At 62.1% G+C, this 17,890-nt stretch carries 21 protein-coding genes; 10 read left to right on the top strand and 11 right to left on the bottom strand.

Annotation, left to right across the window (positions count from 1 at the left end; translation table 11 throughout):
* Positions 1–75: 75 nt before the first annotated feature.
* The 4 genes from ftsY to rpoH all read left to right on the top strand — a co-directional run bounded on the left by ftsY (position 76) and on the right by rpoH (position 4,247).
* A complete protein-coding gene (gene ftsY / locus ABVN20_RS12155) occupies positions 76–1,593 on the top strand; it encodes a signal recognition particle-docking protein FtsY (RefSeq protein WP_368555873.1) in 1,518 nt (505 codons plus the stop codon).
* Entirely contained in the window at positions 1,590–2,261 is a 672-nt protein-coding gene (gene ftsE, locus ABVN20_RS12150) for a cell division ATP-binding protein FtsE (RefSeq protein WP_368555872.1), read from the top strand. The genes ftsY and ftsE overlap by 4 nt, the downstream gene beginning before the upstream one ends.
* Positions 2,258–3,280 (top strand): permease-like cell division protein FtsX, encoded by a 1,023-nt coding sequence (gene ftsX / locus ABVN20_RS12145; protein ID WP_368555871.1) that lies wholly within the window; start codon positions 2,258–2,260, stop codon positions 3,278–3,280. The genes ftsE and ftsX overlap by 4 nt, the downstream gene beginning before the upstream one ends.
* A gap of 112 nt (positions 3,281–3,392) precedes the next feature.
* Complete coding sequence (gene rpoH / locus ABVN20_RS12140) at positions 3,393–4,247, top strand: RNA polymerase sigma factor RpoH (RefSeq protein WP_368555870.1); 855 nt, start codon at positions 3,393–3,395, stop codon at positions 4,245–4,247.
* 634 nt (positions 4,248–4,881) lie between these two features.
* On the opposite strand, the gene mtgA is transcribed toward rpoH, so the two are convergent.
* Entirely contained in the window at positions 4,882–5,604 is a 723-nt protein-coding gene (gene mtgA, locus ABVN20_RS12135) for a monofunctional biosynthetic peptidoglycan transglycosylase (protein WP_368555869.1), read from the bottom strand.
* A gap of 74 nt (positions 5,605–5,678) precedes the next feature.
* Between mtgA and ABVN20_RS12130 the strand changes: the two genes are divergently transcribed.
* From ABVN20_RS12130 to trmB, 4 genes are all read left to right on the top strand, one after another.
* A complete protein-coding gene (locus ABVN20_RS12130; protein WP_368555867.1) occupies positions 5,679–6,050 on the top strand; it encodes a DUF423 domain-containing protein in 372 nt (123 codons plus the stop codon).
* 584 nt (positions 6,051–6,634) lie between these two features.
* Positions 6,635–6,835 carry a sulfur carrier protein ThiS gene (gene thiS, locus ABVN20_RS12125; protein WP_368555866.1) on the top strand — a complete coding sequence of 67 codons (201 nt, stop codon included), beginning with the start codon at positions 6,635–6,637 and terminating at the stop codon, positions 6,833–6,835.
* A 63-nt stretch (positions 6,836–6,898) separates the two neighbouring features.
* Entirely contained in the window at positions 6,899–7,693 is a 795-nt protein-coding gene (locus ABVN20_RS12120) for a thiazole synthase (RefSeq protein ID WP_192306841.1), read from the top strand.
* Between the two features lie 9 nt (positions 7,694–7,702).
* A complete protein-coding gene (gene trmB, locus ABVN20_RS12115; protein WP_368555865.1) occupies positions 7,703–8,428 on the top strand; it encodes a tRNA (guanosine(46)-N7)-methyltransferase TrmB in 726 nt (241 codons plus the stop codon).
* A gap of 146 nt (positions 8,429–8,574) precedes the next feature.
* Here the strand turns inward: trmB and ABVN20_RS12110 are convergent, their stop codons facing one another.
* From ABVN20_RS12110 to ABVN20_RS12070, 9 genes are all read right to left on the bottom strand, one after another.
* A complete protein-coding gene (locus tag ABVN20_RS12110; RefSeq protein WP_368555863.1) occupies positions 8,575–8,898 on the bottom strand; it encodes a DUF3392 domain-containing protein in 324 nt (107 codons plus the stop codon).
* Positions 8,899–8,907: 9 nt separating this feature from the next.
* A complete protein-coding gene (gene hemW / locus ABVN20_RS12105) occupies positions 8,908–10,113 on the bottom strand; it encodes a radical SAM family heme chaperone HemW (protein WP_368555862.1) in 1,206 nt (401 codons plus the stop codon).
* Complete coding sequence (rdgB, locus tag ABVN20_RS12100) at positions 10,110–10,706, bottom strand: RdgB/HAM1 family non-canonical purine NTP pyrophosphatase (protein WP_368555861.1); 597 nt, start codon at positions 10,704–10,706, stop codon at positions 10,110–10,112. Before rdgB ends, hemW begins: the two co-directional genes overlap by 4 nt.
* Positions 10,703–11,137, bottom strand: a complete 435-nt coding sequence (locus tag ABVN20_RS12095) for a DUF4426 domain-containing protein (protein ID WP_368555859.1) — start codon at positions 11,135–11,137, stop codon at positions 10,703–10,705. Before ABVN20_RS12095 ends, rdgB begins: the two co-directional genes overlap by 4 nt.
* A gap of 26 nt (positions 11,138–11,163) precedes the next feature.
* Positions 11,164–11,784, bottom strand: a complete 621-nt coding sequence (metW, locus tag ABVN20_RS12090; RefSeq protein ID WP_368555857.1) for a methionine biosynthesis protein MetW — start codon at positions 11,782–11,784, stop codon at positions 11,164–11,166.
* 7 nt (positions 11,785–11,791) lie between these two features.
* Positions 11,792–12,931, bottom strand: a complete 1,140-nt coding sequence (locus ABVN20_RS12085) for a homoserine O-acetyltransferase (RefSeq protein WP_368555856.1) — start codon at positions 12,929–12,931, stop codon at positions 11,792–11,794.
* A 207-nt stretch (positions 12,932–13,138) separates the two neighbouring features.
* Positions 13,139–13,729 carry a YggT family protein gene (locus ABVN20_RS12080; protein WP_368555855.1) on the bottom strand — a complete coding sequence of 197 codons (591 nt, stop codon included), beginning with the start codon at positions 13,727–13,729 and terminating at the stop codon, positions 13,139–13,141.
* Between the two features lie 10 nt (positions 13,730–13,739).
* Positions 13,740–14,558 carry a pyrroline-5-carboxylate reductase gene (gene proC, locus ABVN20_RS12075; protein ID WP_368555854.1) on the bottom strand — a complete coding sequence of 273 codons (819 nt, stop codon included), beginning with the start codon at positions 14,556–14,558 and terminating at the stop codon, positions 13,740–13,742.
* A gap of 35 nt (positions 14,559–14,593) precedes the next feature.
* Entirely contained in the window at positions 14,594–15,292 is a 699-nt protein-coding gene (locus tag ABVN20_RS12070; protein WP_368555853.1) for a YggS family pyridoxal phosphate-dependent enzyme, read from the bottom strand.
* Positions 15,293–15,348: 56 nt separating this feature from the next.
* Between ABVN20_RS12070 and ABVN20_RS12065 the strand changes: the two genes are divergently transcribed.
* Complete coding sequence (locus ABVN20_RS12065; protein WP_368555852.1) at positions 15,349–16,383, top strand: type IV pilus twitching motility protein PilT; 1,035 nt, start codon at positions 15,349–15,351, stop codon at positions 16,381–16,383.
* A gap of 138 nt (positions 16,384–16,521) precedes the next feature.
* Here the strand turns inward: ABVN20_RS12065 and ABVN20_RS12060 are convergent, their stop codons facing one another.
* Positions 16,522–17,142: a C40 family peptidase gene (locus ABVN20_RS12060; RefSeq protein ID WP_368555851.1), complete on the bottom strand. Its 621-nt coding sequence runs from the start codon at positions 17,140–17,142 to the stop codon at positions 16,522–16,524.
* Between the two features lie 249 nt (positions 17,143–17,391).
* Here ABVN20_RS12060 and ABVN20_RS12055 point away from each other — a divergent pair, with 249 nt between their 5' ends.
* Positions 17,392–17,814 (top strand): NINE protein, encoded by a 423-nt coding sequence (locus ABVN20_RS12055; RefSeq protein ID WP_368555850.1) that lies wholly within the window; start codon positions 17,392–17,394, stop codon positions 17,812–17,814.
* The last annotated feature ends 76 nt before the right edge of the window (positions 17,815–17,890 follow it).

The following is a 17,890-nucleotide window of genomic DNA, read 5'->3' as shown; positions in this document are numbered from 1 at the left end:
CAGTCTGTTCTGCATCGAATATTCAATTGCCGGGGCGCCCTTTGGCGCGTCGCTACCGTGAGATAGCCGTCCTCCATGTTTGGTTCCAACGACGACAAGAAAGCCCCAGCCGCGGCTGGCGAAAAGAAAGGCCTGTTCGGATGGCTGCGTAAAAAACCGCAGGAAACCGTCGTCGAACAGCCGCAGCCACTCCCTGAGCCCGCGCCGGCGCCGGTGGTCGAAGAGCCTGCGCCAATTGTCCTGGCCAATGCCGAGCCGGTACTCCAGCCGGTTGCCGAGCCTGAGGCCGAGGTGGTCGAACAGCCGCTGACGCCCGTGGCCGAACCCTGGCTGAAACTGCCGGTGGCGGAAGAGCCGGTGGCGCTGGTCGAGGATGATCTGGCACCGCACGTCATGCCGCCGATTCCGGCACCGAATGAATTTACGCCCGAGCCTGTGCCGGTGGCACCAGCGGTCGTCGAGGCGGCTCCCGCAGTTGTGGAAACTATTGCACAACCTGCGTCCGAGCCTGTTGCACCAGCACCAGCACCAGCACCAGCACCAGCACCAGCACCAGCACCAGCACCAGCACCTGTGCCTGCTCCGGCAGTAGTTGCCGCCACGCCAACGCCGGTTGCGGCGGTCGAAGCCCCTGCCGAGCCGGTGCGCACCGAAGAGGCCAAGGCCGGTTTCTTCGCCCGCCTCAAGCAAGGCCTGTCCAAGACCAGCGCCAGCATCGGCGAAGGCATGGCCAGCCTGTTTCTTGGCAAGAAAACCATCGACGACGACCTGCTCGACGAGATCGAAACCCGCCTGCTGACCGCCGACGTCGGCGTCGAGGCCACTTCGGTGATCATTCAGCGCCTGACCCAGAAAGTCGCGCGCAAGGAGCTGGCGGATGCCGATGCCCTCTACAAATCCCTGCAGGCCGAGCTGGCCGCCATGCTCAAGCCGGTCGAGCAGCCACTGAAGATCGCCTCGCAGAACAAGCCGTTCGTGATCCTGGTGGTGGGCGTCAATGGCGCCGGCAAGACCACCACCATCGGCAAGCTGGCGAAGAAGCTGCAGCTCGAGGGCAAGAAAGTCATGCTCGCCGCCGGTGACACCTTCCGTGCGGCAGCGGTGGAGCAGTTGCAGGTCTGGGGTGAGCGCAACAAGATTCCGGTCATCGCCCAGCACACCGGCGCCGACTCCGCTTCGGTGATCTTCGACGCCGTGCAGGCGGCCAAGGCCCGTGGCATCGACGTGCTGATCGCCGACACCGCCGGTCGCCTGCACACCAAAGACAACCTGATGGAAGAGTTGAAGAAGGTGCGCCGGGTCATCGGCAAGCTCGACGCCGACGCACCGCACGAAGTGCTGCTGGTGCTCGACGCCGGCACCGGCCAGAACGCCATCAACCAGGCCAAGCAATTCAACCAGACCGTCGAACTGACCGGCCTGGCGCTGACCAAGCTCGACGGCACCGCCAAGGGCGGGGTGATCTTCGCCCTGGCCAAGCAGTTTGGTTTGCCGATTCGCTACATCGGCGTCGGTGAAGGCATCGACGACTTGCGCACCTTTGAAGCCGAACCCTTTGTCCAGGCACTGTTTGCCGAGCGGGAGCGTTCATGATTCGTTTCGAACAGGTCGGTAAACGCTACCCGAACGGTCACGTCGGCTTGCACGAGCTGAGCTTTCGGGTCCGTCGCGGTGAATTCCTGTTTGTCACCGGCCACTCCGGCGCCGGTAAAAGCACCCTGTTGCGCCTGCTGCTGGCGATGGAGCGGCCGACCACCGGCAAACTGCTGCTCGCGGGCCAGGACCTGGCCACCATCAGCAATGCGCAGATCCCGTTCCTGCGCCGGCAGATCGGCGTAGTGTTCCAGAACCACCAGCTGCTGTTCGATCGCACGGTGTTCAACAACGTCGCGCTACCCTTGCAGATTCTCGGCCTGTCCAAGGTCGAGATCGCCAAGCGCGTGGATTCGGCCCTGGAGCGCGTGGCGCTGTCGGATAAAGCCGACCTGTACCCAGGCGATCTGTCCACCGGTCAGCAGCAACGCGTCGGCATTGCCCGCGCCATCGTGCACCGCCCGGCCCTGCTGCTGGCGGACGAACCCACCGGTAACCTCGACCCGCGTCTGGCGGCGGAAATCATGGGCGTATTCGAAGACATCAACCGCCTGGGAACCAGCGTGCTGATCGCCAGTCACGACCTGGCCCTGATCGCCCGCATGCGTCACCGCATGCTGACCCTGCAACGCGGCCGATTGATTGGCGACGGGGAGGCCGGCGTATGAGTGCGACACGTAGCCCCAAGGTTTCCGAGCGCGTGGCGCCAAAGGCCGCCGACCCGCAACCGCAGAAGAAAAAACGCGACGATGACGACGGCCCGGACTTCGCCACGCTGTTCGCCGCCTGGATTGAAAGCCATCGCGCCAGCCTGCTCGACAGCCTGCGGCGCCTGGGCAAGCAGCCGATCGGCAGCTTTTTCACCTGCATGGTGATGGCGGTGGCCTTGAGCTTGCCCATGGGCCTGTCACTTTTGCTGAGTAATGTGGAGCGCCTCGGCGGTTCCTGGCAGCGTGCGGCGCAGATTTCCCTGTACCTCGAGCTTGAGGCCAGCCCGGCGGAAGGTGAATCGCTGCGCGAGCAGATCAAGCGTCTGCCTGGCGTGGCGGATGCCGAATACGTCGGTCGCGACCAGGCACTGGAAGAGTTCCAGCAGCAGTCGGGCCTGGGCGATGCCCTCAAGGAATTGCCGGAAAACCCGCTGCCCGGCGTGGTGCTGGTAACGCCCAACGAGGTGGACAAGCCCGCGCTTGAAGCATTACGACAAAAACTTTCCGAATTGCCCAAGGTACAACAGGCGCAACTTGATCTAGTCTGGGTCGAGCGTCTGGCGGCCATCCTCAAGCTGGGTGACCGGTTTGTCTTCGGTCTGACCGTGCTCCTGGTTTCTGCATTACTTTTGGTGATAGGCAATACCATTCGTCTTCATATTGAAAACCGCCGCACAGAGATAGAAGTGATTAAACTCGTGGGCGGCACCGACAGTTATGTGCGCAGGCCCTTCCTTTATATGGGCGCGTTGTATGGCTTCGGTGCGGGGATACTTTCCTGGGGCGTATTGGCGTTTGGCCTTGACTGGCTGAACGACGCGGTGGTCGGGTTGGCCGGCTTGTACGGCAGCGATTTTGCGCTGGCCGGTGTGCCGGTGGCCGACGGTCTGTCGCTCTTGCTTGGCGCGGTGCTGTTGGGGTATATCGGTGCATGGATTGCAGTCGCACGCCACCTGAGGGAGCTTGCGCCTAAGTAGTATCAATTTGCTCGTATTGACCTTTCAGCGTTTTTGGGAACTTGTTTTTCGGTTTCCGGTCAATTTTCGCAGTGCTGAACTGCACGAGTTTGTAAGTCGGAGGTTTTGACGTATGACCAATTCTTTGCAACCTGCCTATGCGCTGGTCCCGGGTGCGAACCTGGAGGCCTACGTGCACACCGTCAACAGCATTCCATTGCTGACGCCGGAGCAGGAGCGTGAACTGGCCGAGAGTCTCTACTATGAGCAGGATTTGGGGGCGGCTCGGCAGATGGTGCTCGCCCACCTGCGTTTTGTCGTACATATCGCCCGTAGCTATTCCGGCTACGGTCTGGCTCAGGCTGACCTGATCCAGGAAGGTAACGTCGGCCTGATGAAGGCCGTGAAGCGCTTCAACCCGGAAATGGGCGTGCGCCTGGTGTCGTTCGCCGTGCACTGGATCAAGGCGGAAATCCACGAATTCATCCTGCGCAACTGGCGCATCGTGAAAGTCGCGACCACCAAGGCCCAGCGCAAGCTGTTCTTCAACCTGCGCAGCCAGAAAAAACGCCTGGCGTGGCTGAACAACGAGGAAGTCCACCGTGTGGCGGAAAGCCTCGGCGTGGAGCCGCGGGAAGTGCGCGAGATGGAAAGTCGCCTGACCGGCCAGGACATGGCCTTCGACCCGGCTGCCGAAGCCGACGACGACAGCGCCTTCCAATCGCCGGCCAACTACCTGGAAGACCACCGGTATGACCCGGCGCGTCAACTGGAAGATGCCGACTGGAGCGACAACTCCAACCACAACCTGCACGAAGCGCTGGAAGTGCTGGACGACCGTAGCCGTGACATCCTCTACCAGCGCTGGCTGGCGGAAGAGAAAGCCACGCTGCACGACCTGGCGCAGAAGTACAACGTGTCGGCCGAGCGTATTCGCCAGCTCGAGAAGAGTGCGATGAACAAGCTCAAGCTGTCGATTGCGGCGTAACCTGCAAAATGGCAATAAAAAACGCCCCGATCATTGATTGGGGCGTTTTTGTTTGTGCCGGATTTGTCATTCGCTGCCTATTCCCCCCTGTAGGAGCTGGCTTGCCAGCGATGGCGGTCTTACGGCGTACATATCCATTTCTGCTATCACGGCCGCTTAAGGTTCCGCCCTTACGGCGGGTGACTCTGTGGGAGCGGGCTTGCCCGCGATGGCGGCCTTACGGGTGTACATATCCGTTTCTGCGGGCGCGGCCGCTTAGGGTTCCGCCCTTACGGCGGGTGACTTTGGGGCGCCAAAGTCACCAAAACGCCTGGCTCCTGACGTACGGCCCTTCGCTGGCGCTCCGGGTTCCCTCGCTCCGGTCCTGCTCCGTGGGCCCGCCGCCATCGGCCATCCTTGGCCGAGGGCGGCTAACCCGGCATCCATGCCGGGTTGCCCACTGCGCAGAACCTCCACTCGGCCTTCCGACGGGGCAATCTGTGTCGCCTGTGGGATCGCGGTTCTGTTTCCGTTTCTGTAGGAGCGAGCTTGCTCGCGATCGCGGTGTGTCGGTCAGCTGATTTGTTGATTGATGCATCGCAATCGTCGGAACGCCGCCCGGAGCAAGCTCGCTCCTACAGGGGGATGCACGGGGTTATTTGGCCCAAGGCGCTCGCCGCGAATCATTGAGCCCGACCAGGTAACTGTCACCGCCCAGCTGGCTCATCTGCTGGCGAATCCAGCCGGCCCGCCGTGCGACATAGTTGGTCGGGTGGCTCGCGCTCCACACCCGTGGGTTGGGCAGGACTGCGGCCAGCAAGCTCGATTGCTGGCGGCTGAGGTTTTTCGCGCTGACACCGAAATGATGCCGGGCCGCGGCTTCTGCGCCGAACACACCGTCATCCCATTCCACGCTGTTGAGGTAGACCTCGAGAATCCGCTGCTTGGGCCAGAACACTTCGATCAGCGCGGTGAACCAGGCCTCCAGGCCTTTGCGCAGCCAGCTGCGACCGGACCACAGGAACAGGTTTTTCGACACTTGCTGGCTCAATGTGCTGGCGCCGCGCACCGAACCGCCCAGTTCGTTGTGGGCCAGGGCGGCGCGAATCGCACCGATGTCGAAGCCCCAGTGCTCGGGGAATTTCTGGTCTTCGCCGGCGATCACCGCGACTTTCAGGTCGTCGGAGATCTCGTCCCAGGGTTTCCAGGTGCGTTGCAGGTCGATCGGTTCGCCGTCGACCCAGGACTCGATCTTGCGCTCTACCATCAACGCCGTGCCCGGTGGCGGCACCACACGGAAAATCAACACCAGCACGACACTGCCGCCCGCGAACCAGAGCGAGGCTTTCGTGAGTCGTCGTAGAAATGAACGCAGCATAGAGATGGCTTGGCCGAACCGGTGGAGCGGGCCATTATACAGACCCTGTTGATCGAGTCTGACTGGAGTTCTACATGCTGCGTGGCTTTCTGATGCTGGCTGCTTTCTTCGGTTTCACCGGTGTCGGCCTGGGCGCTTTCGCCGCCCACGGCTTGAAAAACCGCCTGACACCCGAATACCTGGCAATCTTCCATACCGGCGTCACCTACCAACTGGTGCACGCCCTGGCGCTGTTCGGCGTGGCCCTGCTGGCCACACAAATTCAAGGACGCCTGGTGGCCTGGGCCGGTATCTCGTTCACCGTCGGCATCCTGCTGTTTTCCGGCAGCCTCTATCTTCTGACCACCATCGGCATCGGCAAACTCGGCATCATCACCCCCTTCGGCGGCCTGGCCTTCCTCATCGGCTGGCTATGCCTGGGCCTTGCCGCCTGGCGGCTGGCCTGAACCCGTTCCACCTCTTTCCACCCGCGGTGCCTGATCCACCATCGCGAGCAAGCTCGCTCCTACAGAAAGAGAAACAGAGACAGAAATAAAGCCGCGATCCCACAGGCGACACAGATTGCCCCGTCGGAAGGCCGAGTGGAGGTTCTGCGCAGTGGGCAACCCGGCAAGGATGCCGGGTTAGCCGCCCTCGGCCAAGGATGGCCGATGGCGGCGGGCCCACGGAGCAGGACCGGAGCGAGGGAACCCGGAGCGTCAGCGAAGGGCCGTACGTCAGGGGCGGGGCGATTTGGTGACTTTGGCGCCCCAAAGTCACCCGCCGTAAGGGCGGAACCAAAAGCAGCCGTGACCGCAGAAATGGATATGTACACCTGTCAGGCCGTCATCGCGAGCAGGCTCGCTCCCACAGTAGGCACAAGGCACAAGGCACAAGGCACAAGGCACAAGGCAGGAGGCAGAGGGCACAAGGTAGGAGGCAGAGGGCTGAAGGCAGAAGGCAGGTCGAGGGGTGCGACGACGAATGGCTTGGGTCATCCTGACCGATCGGGCTAGAATGCCAGCCCCTAAAAATGATGGCGGCATTTGGCATGCGCATTCAGTTGAACGGCGAATCCCTTGAACTGCCCGACGGTGAAACCGTTGCGGCCCTGCTGGCCCGTCTGGAACTGACCGGACGCCGGGTCGCAGTCGAGCTCAACCTGGATATCGTCCCGCGCAGCCAACACGCGGACACCACCCTCAATGACGGCGACAGCGTCGAAGTGGTGCACGCCATCGGCGGCGGCTAGTCGCCCGGCCCGCGCGGCCATAGCATTATTGTGCAAGAACCTCACCCCAACAGAGGATTTCCCATGAGCATCGTTCGCACCGACAAGCCTTTCGTCCTGGCCGGTCGTACTTACCAGTCGCGTCTGCTGGTCGGCACCGGCAAATACCGTGACATGGAAGAAACCCGCCTGGCCATCGAGGCCTCGGGCGCCGAGATCGTCACCGTGGCCGTGCGCCGGACCAACATCGGCCAGAACCCGGGCGAACCGAACCTGCTGGATATCCTGCCACCGGATCGCTACACCATCCTGCCGAACACCGCCGGCTGCTACGACGCCACCGAAGCTGTGCGCACCTGCCGCCTGGCCCGTGAGCTGCTCGACGGCCACAACCTGGTGAAGCTGGAAGTGCTGGCGGACCAGAAAACCCTGTTCCCCAACGTGATCGAAACCCTCAAGGCCGCCGAAGTGCTGGTCAAGGAAGGCTTCGACGTGATGGTTTACACCAGCGATGACCCGATCATCGCACGCCAACTGGCGGAAATCGGCTGCATCGCGGTGATGCCGCTGGCCGGCCTGATCGGCACGGGCCTGGGGATCTGCAACCCATACAACCTGCAGATCATCCTCGAAGAAGCCAAGATCCCGGTGCTGGTGGATGCCGGTGTCGGTACCGCGTCCGACGCCACCATCGCCATGGAACTGGGCTGCGAAGCGGTGCTGATGAACTCGGCCATCGCCAACGCGCAACAGCCGATCATGATGGCCGAAGCCATGAAGCACGCCATCGTCGCCGGTCGCCTGGCCTACCTCGCCGGCCGCATGCCGAAAAAACTCTACGCCAGCGCCTCTTCGCCGCTGGATGGTCTGATCAAGTAAGAGCCATTGATGACTGAATCAAACGACACGCCTATCCAGACGGAAGAAGGCGACGAGCGCCAACACCGCCGCATCAAGAGTTTCGTGATGCGCGCCGGGCGCATGACCGAAGGCCAGCAACGTGGCCTGGAGCAGGGCGCACCGCTGTTCGTGCTGCCATTGGCTGACGCGCCGGTGGACTACGACCAGGTGTTCGGCCGCTCGGCCCCGCGTTCGCTGGAAATCGGTTTCGGCATGGGCCATTCGCTGCTGGAAATGGCCGCGGCTGCGCCCGAGCAGGATTTCATCGGCGTGGAAGTGCACCGTCCGGGTGTCGGTGCGCTGCTCAATGGCGTGCTGACCCAGGGCCTGACCAACCTGCGGGTCTACGATTGCGACGCGATCGAAGTGCTCAACCGCTGCGTGGCCGACAACAGCCTCGATCGCCTGATGCTGTTCTTCCCGGACCCGTGGCACAAGAGCCGCCACCACAAGCGCCGCATCGTCCAGGCATCGTTCGCCGAATTGGTGCGCAGCAAGTTGAAAGTTGGCGGTGTGCTGCACATGGCCACCGACTGGGAGCCGTATGCCGAGTACATGCTGGAAGTGATGAACGTCGCGCCCGGTTATCGCAACCTGGCCGAAGACGGCAAGTGCGTCCCGCGCCCGGCCGAGCGCCCGATCACCAAGTTCGAACGCCGCGGCGAACGGCTTGGGCATGGGGTTTGGGACTTGAAGTTCGAGAAGCAGTCTTAAGCCACACGCTGTATCACCTGTGGGAGCGACGGTGCGACGATTCGACCTGCTCGCGATTGCGGTGTGTCATTCAACATTAATGTCGACTGACACGGCCTCATCGCGAGCAGGCTCGCTCCCACAGTTGTTTGTGGTTGGATGAGGCGTTACTTGCGGTCAGCTACTACGCCGATAAGCACCAACACCACCAACAACACCGGCGCCAGGCTGTAGTTGTTGAACTGGCTCAAGCCGCGCACCACCCACGGCGTGGCGTAGATCAGCGCGGCGCCGCTGCCGATCATGCACAGCAGGGCCATCAGCGGGACGCGCAGGGCGCCGGCGATGCTGCCCAGGCGTTGCTCGACCCAGCCTTTGAAATCCGCACCGAACAGCACCAGCAGGCAGCCCACCAGGGCCAGGGCGATTTCCGAGAGGTTGCTGCGGCTCCAGCGAGACACGGTGGCGAGCAGGTCGAGTACCAGATCCATTCGATATCCTTAGGTCAGAAATTTTTGCAGCAAGTCATTGAGAAACAGCTGTCCGCGTTCGGTGGCCGCCAGACGTGACGGTTCGACCTGCAACAGCCCGCTTTGTTCGGCGTCGCGCCGGCCTTCGGCCAGGCTCGAAAGCGACATGCCGGTGCGCTCAGGGTACAAGCGCGACTCGACGCCTTCGGTCAGGCGCAGGGCGTTCATCAGGAATTCGAACGGCATTTCATCATCGGCGAGGGCCTTTTCGCCAGCCTTGAAGTTTTTCGCCGGATTCAGGTAGTCCTTGGGCAGTCGCGTTTTCCAGGTGCGCACGATGCGCCCGTCCGGGTGGCTGAGCTTGCCGTGGGCGCCGGCGCCGATGCCGATGAAGTCGCCAAAACTCCAGTAGTTGAGGTTGTGCCGTGCCGCGCGGCCGGGCTGCGCATAGGCCGAGACTTCGTATTGCGCGTAACCGTGCTCGGCCAGCAGGGCCTGGCCGGCCTCCTGGATGTCCCACAGGGTGTCGTCTTCCGGCAGCGTCGGCGGCTGGTTCCAAAACACGGTGTTGGGCTCCAGGGTCAGCTGATACCAGGACAGGTGCGTCGGTTTCAGGGCAATGGCGGTGCGCAGGTCGGCCAGGGCGTCGTCCAGGGACTGGTCAGGCAAGCCGTGCATGAGGTCCAGGTTGAAGTTGTCGAACCCGGCCTGACGCGCCATGCCAGCGGCACGTACCGCTTCGTCACCGTTGTGGATGCGCCCCAGGGCCTTGAGCTTTTCCTGCTGGAAACTCTGGATGCCGATCGACAGGCGATTGATCCCCAGCGCCCGGTAGGCGACGAACTTGTCCTGCTCGAACGTGCCGGGGTTGGCTTCTAGGGTGATTTCGATGTCCTGGGCAAACGGGATGCGTTGCTCGACGCCCTCAAGCAGGCGCCCCAGCGCCTGTGCGCTGAACAGGCTGGGCGTGCCGCCACCGAAGAAGATCGAACTCAGCTGGCGGCCATGGACGGCGTACAGGTCCTGGTCGAGGTCGGCCAGCAGGGCGTCGACGTATTCCTCTTCCGGCAGCTCAGGGCTGGCGGTGTGGGAGTTGAAGTCGCAATACGGGCATTTGCGTACGCACCACGGGATGTGGATGTACAGCGCCAGGGGCGGCAGCAGCGGCAGGGCCGAGCGGGAGGAGCGGGCGTCGCCGCCATGGATCAGCGGCAACGCAGGTGATTCAGGGGTCATTTCAAGCCCAGACGCTGGCGCAGCAGATCCATTGCACGGGCGCGGTGACTGATCTGGTTCTTGTCGGCCGGGCTCAGCTCGGCGCTGGAGCAATCGCGCTCCGGCACCCAGAACAGCGGGTCGTAGCCAAAACCGTGTTCGCCGCTGGCCTGGTGCAGGATGCGGCCATGCCACAGCCCTTCACAGAGGATCGGCAGCGGGTCATCGGCGTGGCGCACCAGCGCCAGTACGCAGACGAACTGCGCGCCGCGCTCGGCGTCGGGTACGTCCTTCAGTGCGTCGAGCAGCTTGGCGTTGTTCGCCGCGTCGCCCTTGCCGTCGGCATAGCGGGCCGAGTAGATGCCCGGCGCACCGCCAAGGAAGTCCACCGCCAGCCCGGAATCGTCGGCCAGTGCCGGCAAGCCGGAAATGCGCGCGGCGTTGCGGGCCTTGAGGATGGCATTCTCGACGAACGACAGGCCGGTTTCTTCAGGCTCGACGCTGCTGAATTCGCCAATCGAGCGCAGTTGCACCGACTGGCCGAGCATGGCCTGGAGTTCCTTGAGTTTGCCGGCGTTATGGCTGGCCAATACGAGTTGCGTGAGATTGATCATTCGCCGGGGAACAGCTCTTGGTTGAAGTTGAGGGTGTTGATCTTATCACCGGTCTGCACCTTGATCTCGAAGGTGCGGGTTTCCTGCTGCGGCACCGGGTACTGGGCGATGTAGTAGATCGCGCCCTGCTCGGTGATCTGCTTGAAGCTCAGGGGCACGCTCTGGCTGGTCAGGTCCTTGACCGTCCCGGTGACGTTGGCCATCAGCGGCTTGCCGTCCTTGAGCACCGAGACGTTGATCACGCCCTGGTTCTTGCTGCGGATCAGCTCCGCCGACTTGGCGATGTCAGGCGTCAGGTACGTTGAATTGAAGGTGTTGTAGTGCACCGTCACATCACCGAACTGTTCCTGGCGATCGCTCTTGATCGCATCAGCGGCCATGGCCGTGACACTCAGGCAAGCAGTGAGTAAGAAAAGCGCTAGACGACCCATGACCGTTCTCCTTGCAATGGCGCGGTTCAGACCGCGATCTGGTGATCAGCGAGCCCCGGGCTGCTGACACGGTAGATACCGATCTCACCTAATAGATTAGGCCATAGCTTACTGGCCCACCCATGGCGGTGCTGTTGATCCACGGCAAGCCGATCAATGACCTTCGCTTCACGTTCGCGGCAAAGTTCCTCGAAGTCTTCGAAAGTGCAGAAGTGGATGTTCGGTGTGTTGTACCAGGTGTACGGCAGGAACTCCGAAACCGGCATGCGGCCCTTGCTCGCCAGGTACCAGCGGCAGCGCCAGTGACCGAAGTTGGGGAAGGTGATGATGCACTGGCGACCGACACGCAGCATTTCGTCGAGGATCTTGTCCGGGTAGTGCACCGCTTGCAGCGCCTGGGTCATGACCACGATGTCGAAGCTATTGCTGGCGAAGTTGCCCAGGCCCTTGTCCAGGTCCTGCTCGATGACATTGATGCCCTTGGCCACGCACTGGGCGATGTTGTCCGCATCGTTTTCCAGGCCGTAGCCGGTGACTTGCTTGTTGTCGCGCAGCCAGGTCAGCAGCTCGCCGTCACCGCAGCCGAGGTCGAGCACGCGGCTGCCGGCGGGGATCCATTCCTGGATGATTTCCAGATCAGCTCTCATGGCTTTCTCACAACGCAATACGGTTCATGTAATTGCCGAACGCCTGCAAATAACGCGGGATCGGAATCAGGAAGGCATCGTGGCCTTGCGGAGCGTCGATCTCGAGGTAGCAGACGTCTTTCCGGGCGGCCATCAGTGCGTCCACCAGCTCCCGCGAACGGGCAGGGGAGAAGCGCCAGTCGGTGGTGAAGGACATCACGCAGAACTTTGCAGTGGCGTTGGCGAAGGTTTTCGCCAGGTCATCGTTGAAGTTCGCTGCCGGGTCGAAGTAGTCCAGTGCCTTGGTCATCAGCAGGTACGTGTTGGCGTCGAAACGCCCGGAGAATTCCTCGCCCTGGTAACGCAAGTAGCTTTCGACCTGGAACTCGACGCTGTGGAAGTCGTAGTTGAGCTTTTCGCTCTTCAGGCCCCGGCCGAATTTCTCGCCCATGGAGTCGTCGGACAGGTAAGTGATGTGCCCGACCATCCGCGCCAGCATCAGGCCGCGCTTGGGGATCACGCCCGCTTCCTGGAACGAACCGCCGTGGAACTCGGGGTCGGTGAGGATCGCCTGGCGCGCCACTTCGTTGAACGCGATGTTCTGCGCCGACAGCTTGGGTGCCGAGGCGATGGCCAGGCAGTGACGCACGCGGTCCGGGTAGGTCATGGTCCACTGCAACGCCTGCATGCCGCCGAGGCTGCCGCCAATCACCGCCGCCCATTGCTGTACGCCGAGCAGATCGGCCAGGCGTGCCTGGCTGTGCACCCAGTCTTCCACGGTCAGTACCGGAAAGTCGGCGCCGAACGGCTTGCCGGTTTCCGGGTTGAGGCTGCTGGGGCCGGTGGAGCCGTTGCAACCGCCGAGGTTGTTCAGGCTGACGACGAAGAACTTGTTGGTGTCGATCGGTTTGCCTGGACCAATGCAGCTGTCCCACCAACCGGGCTTGCGGTCGTCGGGGCTGTGATAGCCGGCGGCGTGGTGGTGGCCGGACAGGGCGTGGCAAATCAGCACGGCGTTGCTCGCCGTGGCGTTCAGCGTGCCATAGGTCTCGTAAATCAGGTCATAGGCTGCCAGCGAACGGCCACAGGCCAGGGCCAAAGGCTCGCTGAAGTGCGCCATTTGCGGCGTCACCAGACCAACAGAATCGGGGGGGAAGGCAGCTGGCATCGACCCTGCTCTCGTTGAAATGAGGCGTAAGTCTAAAGACCGGTGGGGTCAGCGGCAAGCGAAGGGCCGGGATGATTCTTTTCGGGGGGGGGTGAATTCATCGCGAGCAGGCTCGCTCCCACATTGGATCGGATTAACCCTGTGGGAGCGAGCCTGCTCGCGATGGTGTATCAGGCACCGTGGGCATTCAGGCAGCCGACAATGCCTTTAGATCAGCAGACGCAGAATCTCCGGCATCATGGTCATCGCCGCGAGGTTGTTGATCACCAGCATGTCGATCAGCTTGAGCACCATGAACGCGAGGATCGGCGAGATGTCCAGGCCACCCATGCTTGGCAGGATGCGGCGGAAGGGTGCCAGGGCCGGTTCGCAGATCTGGTTGACCAGTTCGGCGCCCGGGTTGTGGCTGCCCGGGGCGACCCACGAGAGGATCACGCTGATGATCAAGGCAAAGAAGAAGATCTTCAGAAACAGCGCGGTCACGCCGATCAGCGACCAGATCAGCAGTTGCAGCGGGTTGCCGGTGGTACCGTAGGTCAGCAGCAGGGTCAGGGCCATCAGTGCCATCTGCACGATGATCGCCAGCACCAGCGAAGACATGTCCAGGCCGAACAGGCTCGGAATGATCCGGCGCAGGGGCTTGAGCAGCGGCTGGGTGGCCTTGACCACGAACTGGCACAGCGGGTTGTAGAAGTTCGCGCGTACCAGTTGCAGCACGAAGCGCAGCAGCACGATCAGCAGGTACAGGCTGCCGAGGGTTTGCAGCACGTAGACCGCTGCGGTGTTCAATCCAATCATGTAAGGCTCCTTATTGACCCAGTTGTTCGGCCATCTCGGCCGAGCGGTGCGCAGCGGCACCCAGTGCTTTTTCGACCAGCGCCTCGAAGCCACCAGCCTGGAACGATTTGATTGCAGCTTCTGTGGTGCCCGCTGGTGATGTCACGCGGCGACGCAGTTCGGCGGCATCGACATCGCTGGACACCGCCATGTGCGCGGCACCCAGCGCGGTTTGCAGGGTCAGTTGGGCGGCGATATCCGCGGGCAGGCCGAGCTTCACGCCCGCTGCGGTCATGGCCTCGATCAGCAGGAAGAAGTACGCCGGGCCGGAGCCCGAGACGGCCGTGACCGCGTCCAGTTGCTGTTCTTCGTCCAGCCACAGGGCGATGCCCACCGCCGACAACAGTTCCTGGGCCTGCTGGCGCTGCTCGGCAGTCACCTGGGCGGTGGCGAACAGGCCGCTCACGCCCTGACGCAGCAGCGCCGGGGTGTTGGGCATGCAGCGCACGATCGGCTGGGCGCCCAGCCAGTTGTTCATGCTGGCGCAGGTGATGCCGGCGGCAATCGACACCACCAGCTGATTCGGCGCAAGGCTTGGGCGAATGGCTTCGCAGACGGCTTTCATCGCCTGGGGTTTGACCGCCAGCACCACCACATCCGCGCCCTGGATGGCTTGCGCGTTGTCGGCGAAGGTTTCGATGCCGTGTTCGGCGCTGACCTTGGCGCGGGTTTCTGCGCCCGGGTCGCTGGCGCGGATCTGCGCGGCATCCAGGCCCTTGGCGCGCAGGCCGCCGATCAGGCTGGCGGCCATGTTGCCGGCACCGATAAAGGCAATACGAGTCTTGCTCATGTCAGATCCTTATAAAGAGAGGTGTCAGCCATCGCTCAAGATTGGCCATGCACAGGTGGATAGTCGCGGGCGCCAAACAGGGCCGTACCAATACGGACCCATGTGGCGCCCTGGGCGATGGCCGACTCGAGGTCGTGGCTCATGCCCATGGACAAGGTGTCGAGTGGCAGGCCGAGGCTGGCTTGCAGGTTCTGCACGGCAGCAAAAGCAGCGTCCTGGGCGGCGCGATCTTCGGTCGGCTCAGGGATGGCCATCAGCCCGCGCAGCTTGAGACGCGGCAGTTCACTGATGGCCTGGGCCAGGGCCGGGAGGTCGGCCGGGGTGCAGCCGGACTTGCTGGCTTCACCGCTGACGTTGACCTGGATGCAGATGTTCAGGGGCGGCAGATCCGCCGGGCGTTGCTCGGACAGGCGTTGTGCGATTTTCAGTCGATCCACGGAGTGCACCCAGGCGAAGTGTTCGGCAATAGCGCGAGTCTTGTTCGACTGAATGGGGCCGATGAAGTGCCAGATCAAGGGCAGATCAGCCAATTCGAGCTGTTTGCCCAAGGCTTCCTGCAGGTAGTTCTCGCCGAAGTCGCGGAGGCCGGCGGCGTACGCTTCGCGCAGGTCTTCTACGGGCTTGGTCTTGCTCACCGCCAGCAGCTGCACGCTGTGCTCGTCGCGATGGGCGGCGAGGGCGGCAGCCCGGATGCGTGAACTAACCCGTGCAATGTTGTCTGCTATCGTGGACATTCAAGAGGCGCCAGCGGTCTGAGGTTGGCGGCATTCTACTGGAATTGAGGAGTGCTATGGATATCACTGAGCTGCTGGCGTTCAGCGCCAAACAGGGCGCGTCCGACCTGCACCTGTCTGCCGGGCTGCCACCGATGATTCGTGTGGACGGCGACGTCCGGCGCATCAACCTGCCCGCGCTGGATCACAAGGAGGTTCAGGCGCTGGTGTACGACATCATGAACGACCATCAGCGCATGGAGTTCGAAAAGCACCTGGAAACCGATTTTTCCTTCGATGTGCCCGGTGTCGCCCGCTTCCGGGTCAATGCCTTCAACCAGAACCGGGGCGCGGGTGCGGTGTTTCGCACCATTCCGTCGAAGGTGTTGAGCATGGACGATCTGGGCATGGGCGAGGTGTTCCGGCGGATCACCGAGTCACCCCGGGGCCTGGTGCTGGTGACCGGGCCGACGGGGTCCGGCAAGTCGACCACCCTGGCGGCGATGATCGACTACCTGAACAACAATCGCCATCACCACATCCTGACCATCGAAGACCCAATCGAATTCGTTCACGAGTCGCGCAAATGCCTGATCAATCAGCGCGAAGTCCACCGTGATACCCGCAGTTTCGCCACCGCCCTGCGCTCGGCCCTGCGTGAAGACCCGGATGTCATCCTGGTCGGTGAGATGCGTGACCTGGAAACCATTCGCCTGGCGCTCACGGCTGCGGAAACCGGGCATCTGGTGTTCGGCACGCTGCACACCACCTCGGCGGCGAAAACCATCGACCGGGTGGTGGACGTGTTTCCGGGGGAAGAGAAGTCGATGGTGCGCTCGATGCTCTCCGAGTCACTGTTGGCGGTGGTGTCGCAGACGCTGATCAAGAAGGTCGGCGGCGGGCGAATCGCCGCCCATGAAATCATGCTGGGCACGCCGGCGATCCGTAACCTGATCCGCGAAGACAAGGTTGCGCAGATGTACTCGTCGATTCAGACGGGCGGGAGCCTGGGGATGCAGACGCTGGACATGTGCCTGAAGGAGTTGGTGACCAAGGGCTTGATCAGCCGCGAGCATGCGCGGGAAAAAGCGCGGTCGCCGGATAACTTTTGAGTGAGAGGTGGGGGCAAGGCCCCCATCGCGAGCAAGCTCGCTCCTACAGAAGATGCAATCTCCCCTGTAGGAGCGAGCTTGCTCGCGATGAGGCCATGAGGCGTGATGCAGATTCCGGATCAAACCCGGAGCATCAAATCAGCGCTGAACAACCTGCAGGCTGTTCTTCTCTTTCGGCAGAACCCGCTTGGCGACCACGTAGTGCTTCTCCCAATACGGCTTCTTCAGGGTGTCGATGGTCACCGACTTGCCACGGCGCGGCGCGTGGATGAAGCGGTCGTTGCCCAGGTAGATGGCAACGTGATTGACTCGACGGCTCTTGATGTTGAAAAAAATCAGGTCGCCCGGCTTGAGGTCCTTGCGATCGACTTTCTCGCCATGACCGCTGGCCATGGCATTCGAAGTACGTGGCAGGTCGAACGTCGCGTCGTTGAACGCGTATTTGACCAGGCCGCTGCAATCGAAGCCTTTACTCGGGCTGCTGCCGCCCCAACGGTAGGGCGTACCGAGGACGTTCACCGCGCGGCTCAGCACATTGCTGCTTTCCTTGGTGCCCATCGGAGGCACCAGGCTGCTTTTGCTGCTGCTCAGTTGTGGAGCGGCTTTGATCGACTTCTTGCTTTTGCTCGAAGGAGCAGAAGCATGGGATTTTGGGGTGTAACCATTAACGTTCGGAAGACGTTGCTCACGATTGGTGGCGTGGGCGGCCAGTGGCAATAATAGGCAAATGGTTAGCCATGTCTTGAAAAATGGACGCATTAGGCAAGGCTCGTATGAATTAGCGCGAAACTTTATAACAGCTTTTTTTGGCTTCCCGAGGCCGTTGGTCGATTCCGCCAGGTTCTAAGGGAACCAAAAAGGCGGCAAATTGACGCAATTGTCCGACAGGAACCAGCAGCTATAAGGGTTTGACGGCATCCAAGGTAGCACTTGCCATCCGTCGGGCACTCGTAAAAAAGTCACAAAGATTTAAAGAATATTTATCTATCGTGTGAATTGAGGTCTTTCATGAACACCTATCAACCGCATCACGACACCCATAGCAAGGTGATCGGTTACCTGCTGTGGATCTTCGGTTTCACCGGCGCCCACCGCTTTTATTACGGCAAGCCGGTGACCGGGACGATCTGGTTTTTCACCTTCGGTCTGCTGGGGATTGGCTGGCTGATCGACCTGTTCCTGATCCCGTCGATGGACCGTGAAGCCGACCTGCGTTTTACCTCGGGGCCCGTCGAGTACAACGTCGCGTGGATCCTGCTGACGTTCCTCGGGGTGTTCGGCGTGCACCGGATGTACCAGGGCAAGTGGATCAGCGGCTTGCTGTACCTGCTCACGGGTGGCTTGTTCTTCCTGGGTGTGCTGTATGACTTCTGGACACTGAACGATCAGGTTTCCGTGCGTAACGCACAGAATCGCGGCACGTTCGGGTAAGTCATCGCGAGCAGGCTCGCTCCCACAGGCATTCACTGACACCTGTAGGAGCGAGCTTGCTCGCGATAGCGGTCGA

This window comes from Pseudomonas sp. MYb118 (assembly GCF_040947875.1).
In the GTDB taxonomy this organism is placed as follows: domain Bacteria; phylum Pseudomonadota; class Gammaproteobacteria; order Pseudomonadales; family Pseudomonadaceae; genus Aquipseudomonas.
The sequence above is the reverse complement of the archived record's forward strand: the minus strand, read 5'-3'. Positions and strand labels throughout refer to the sequence as shown.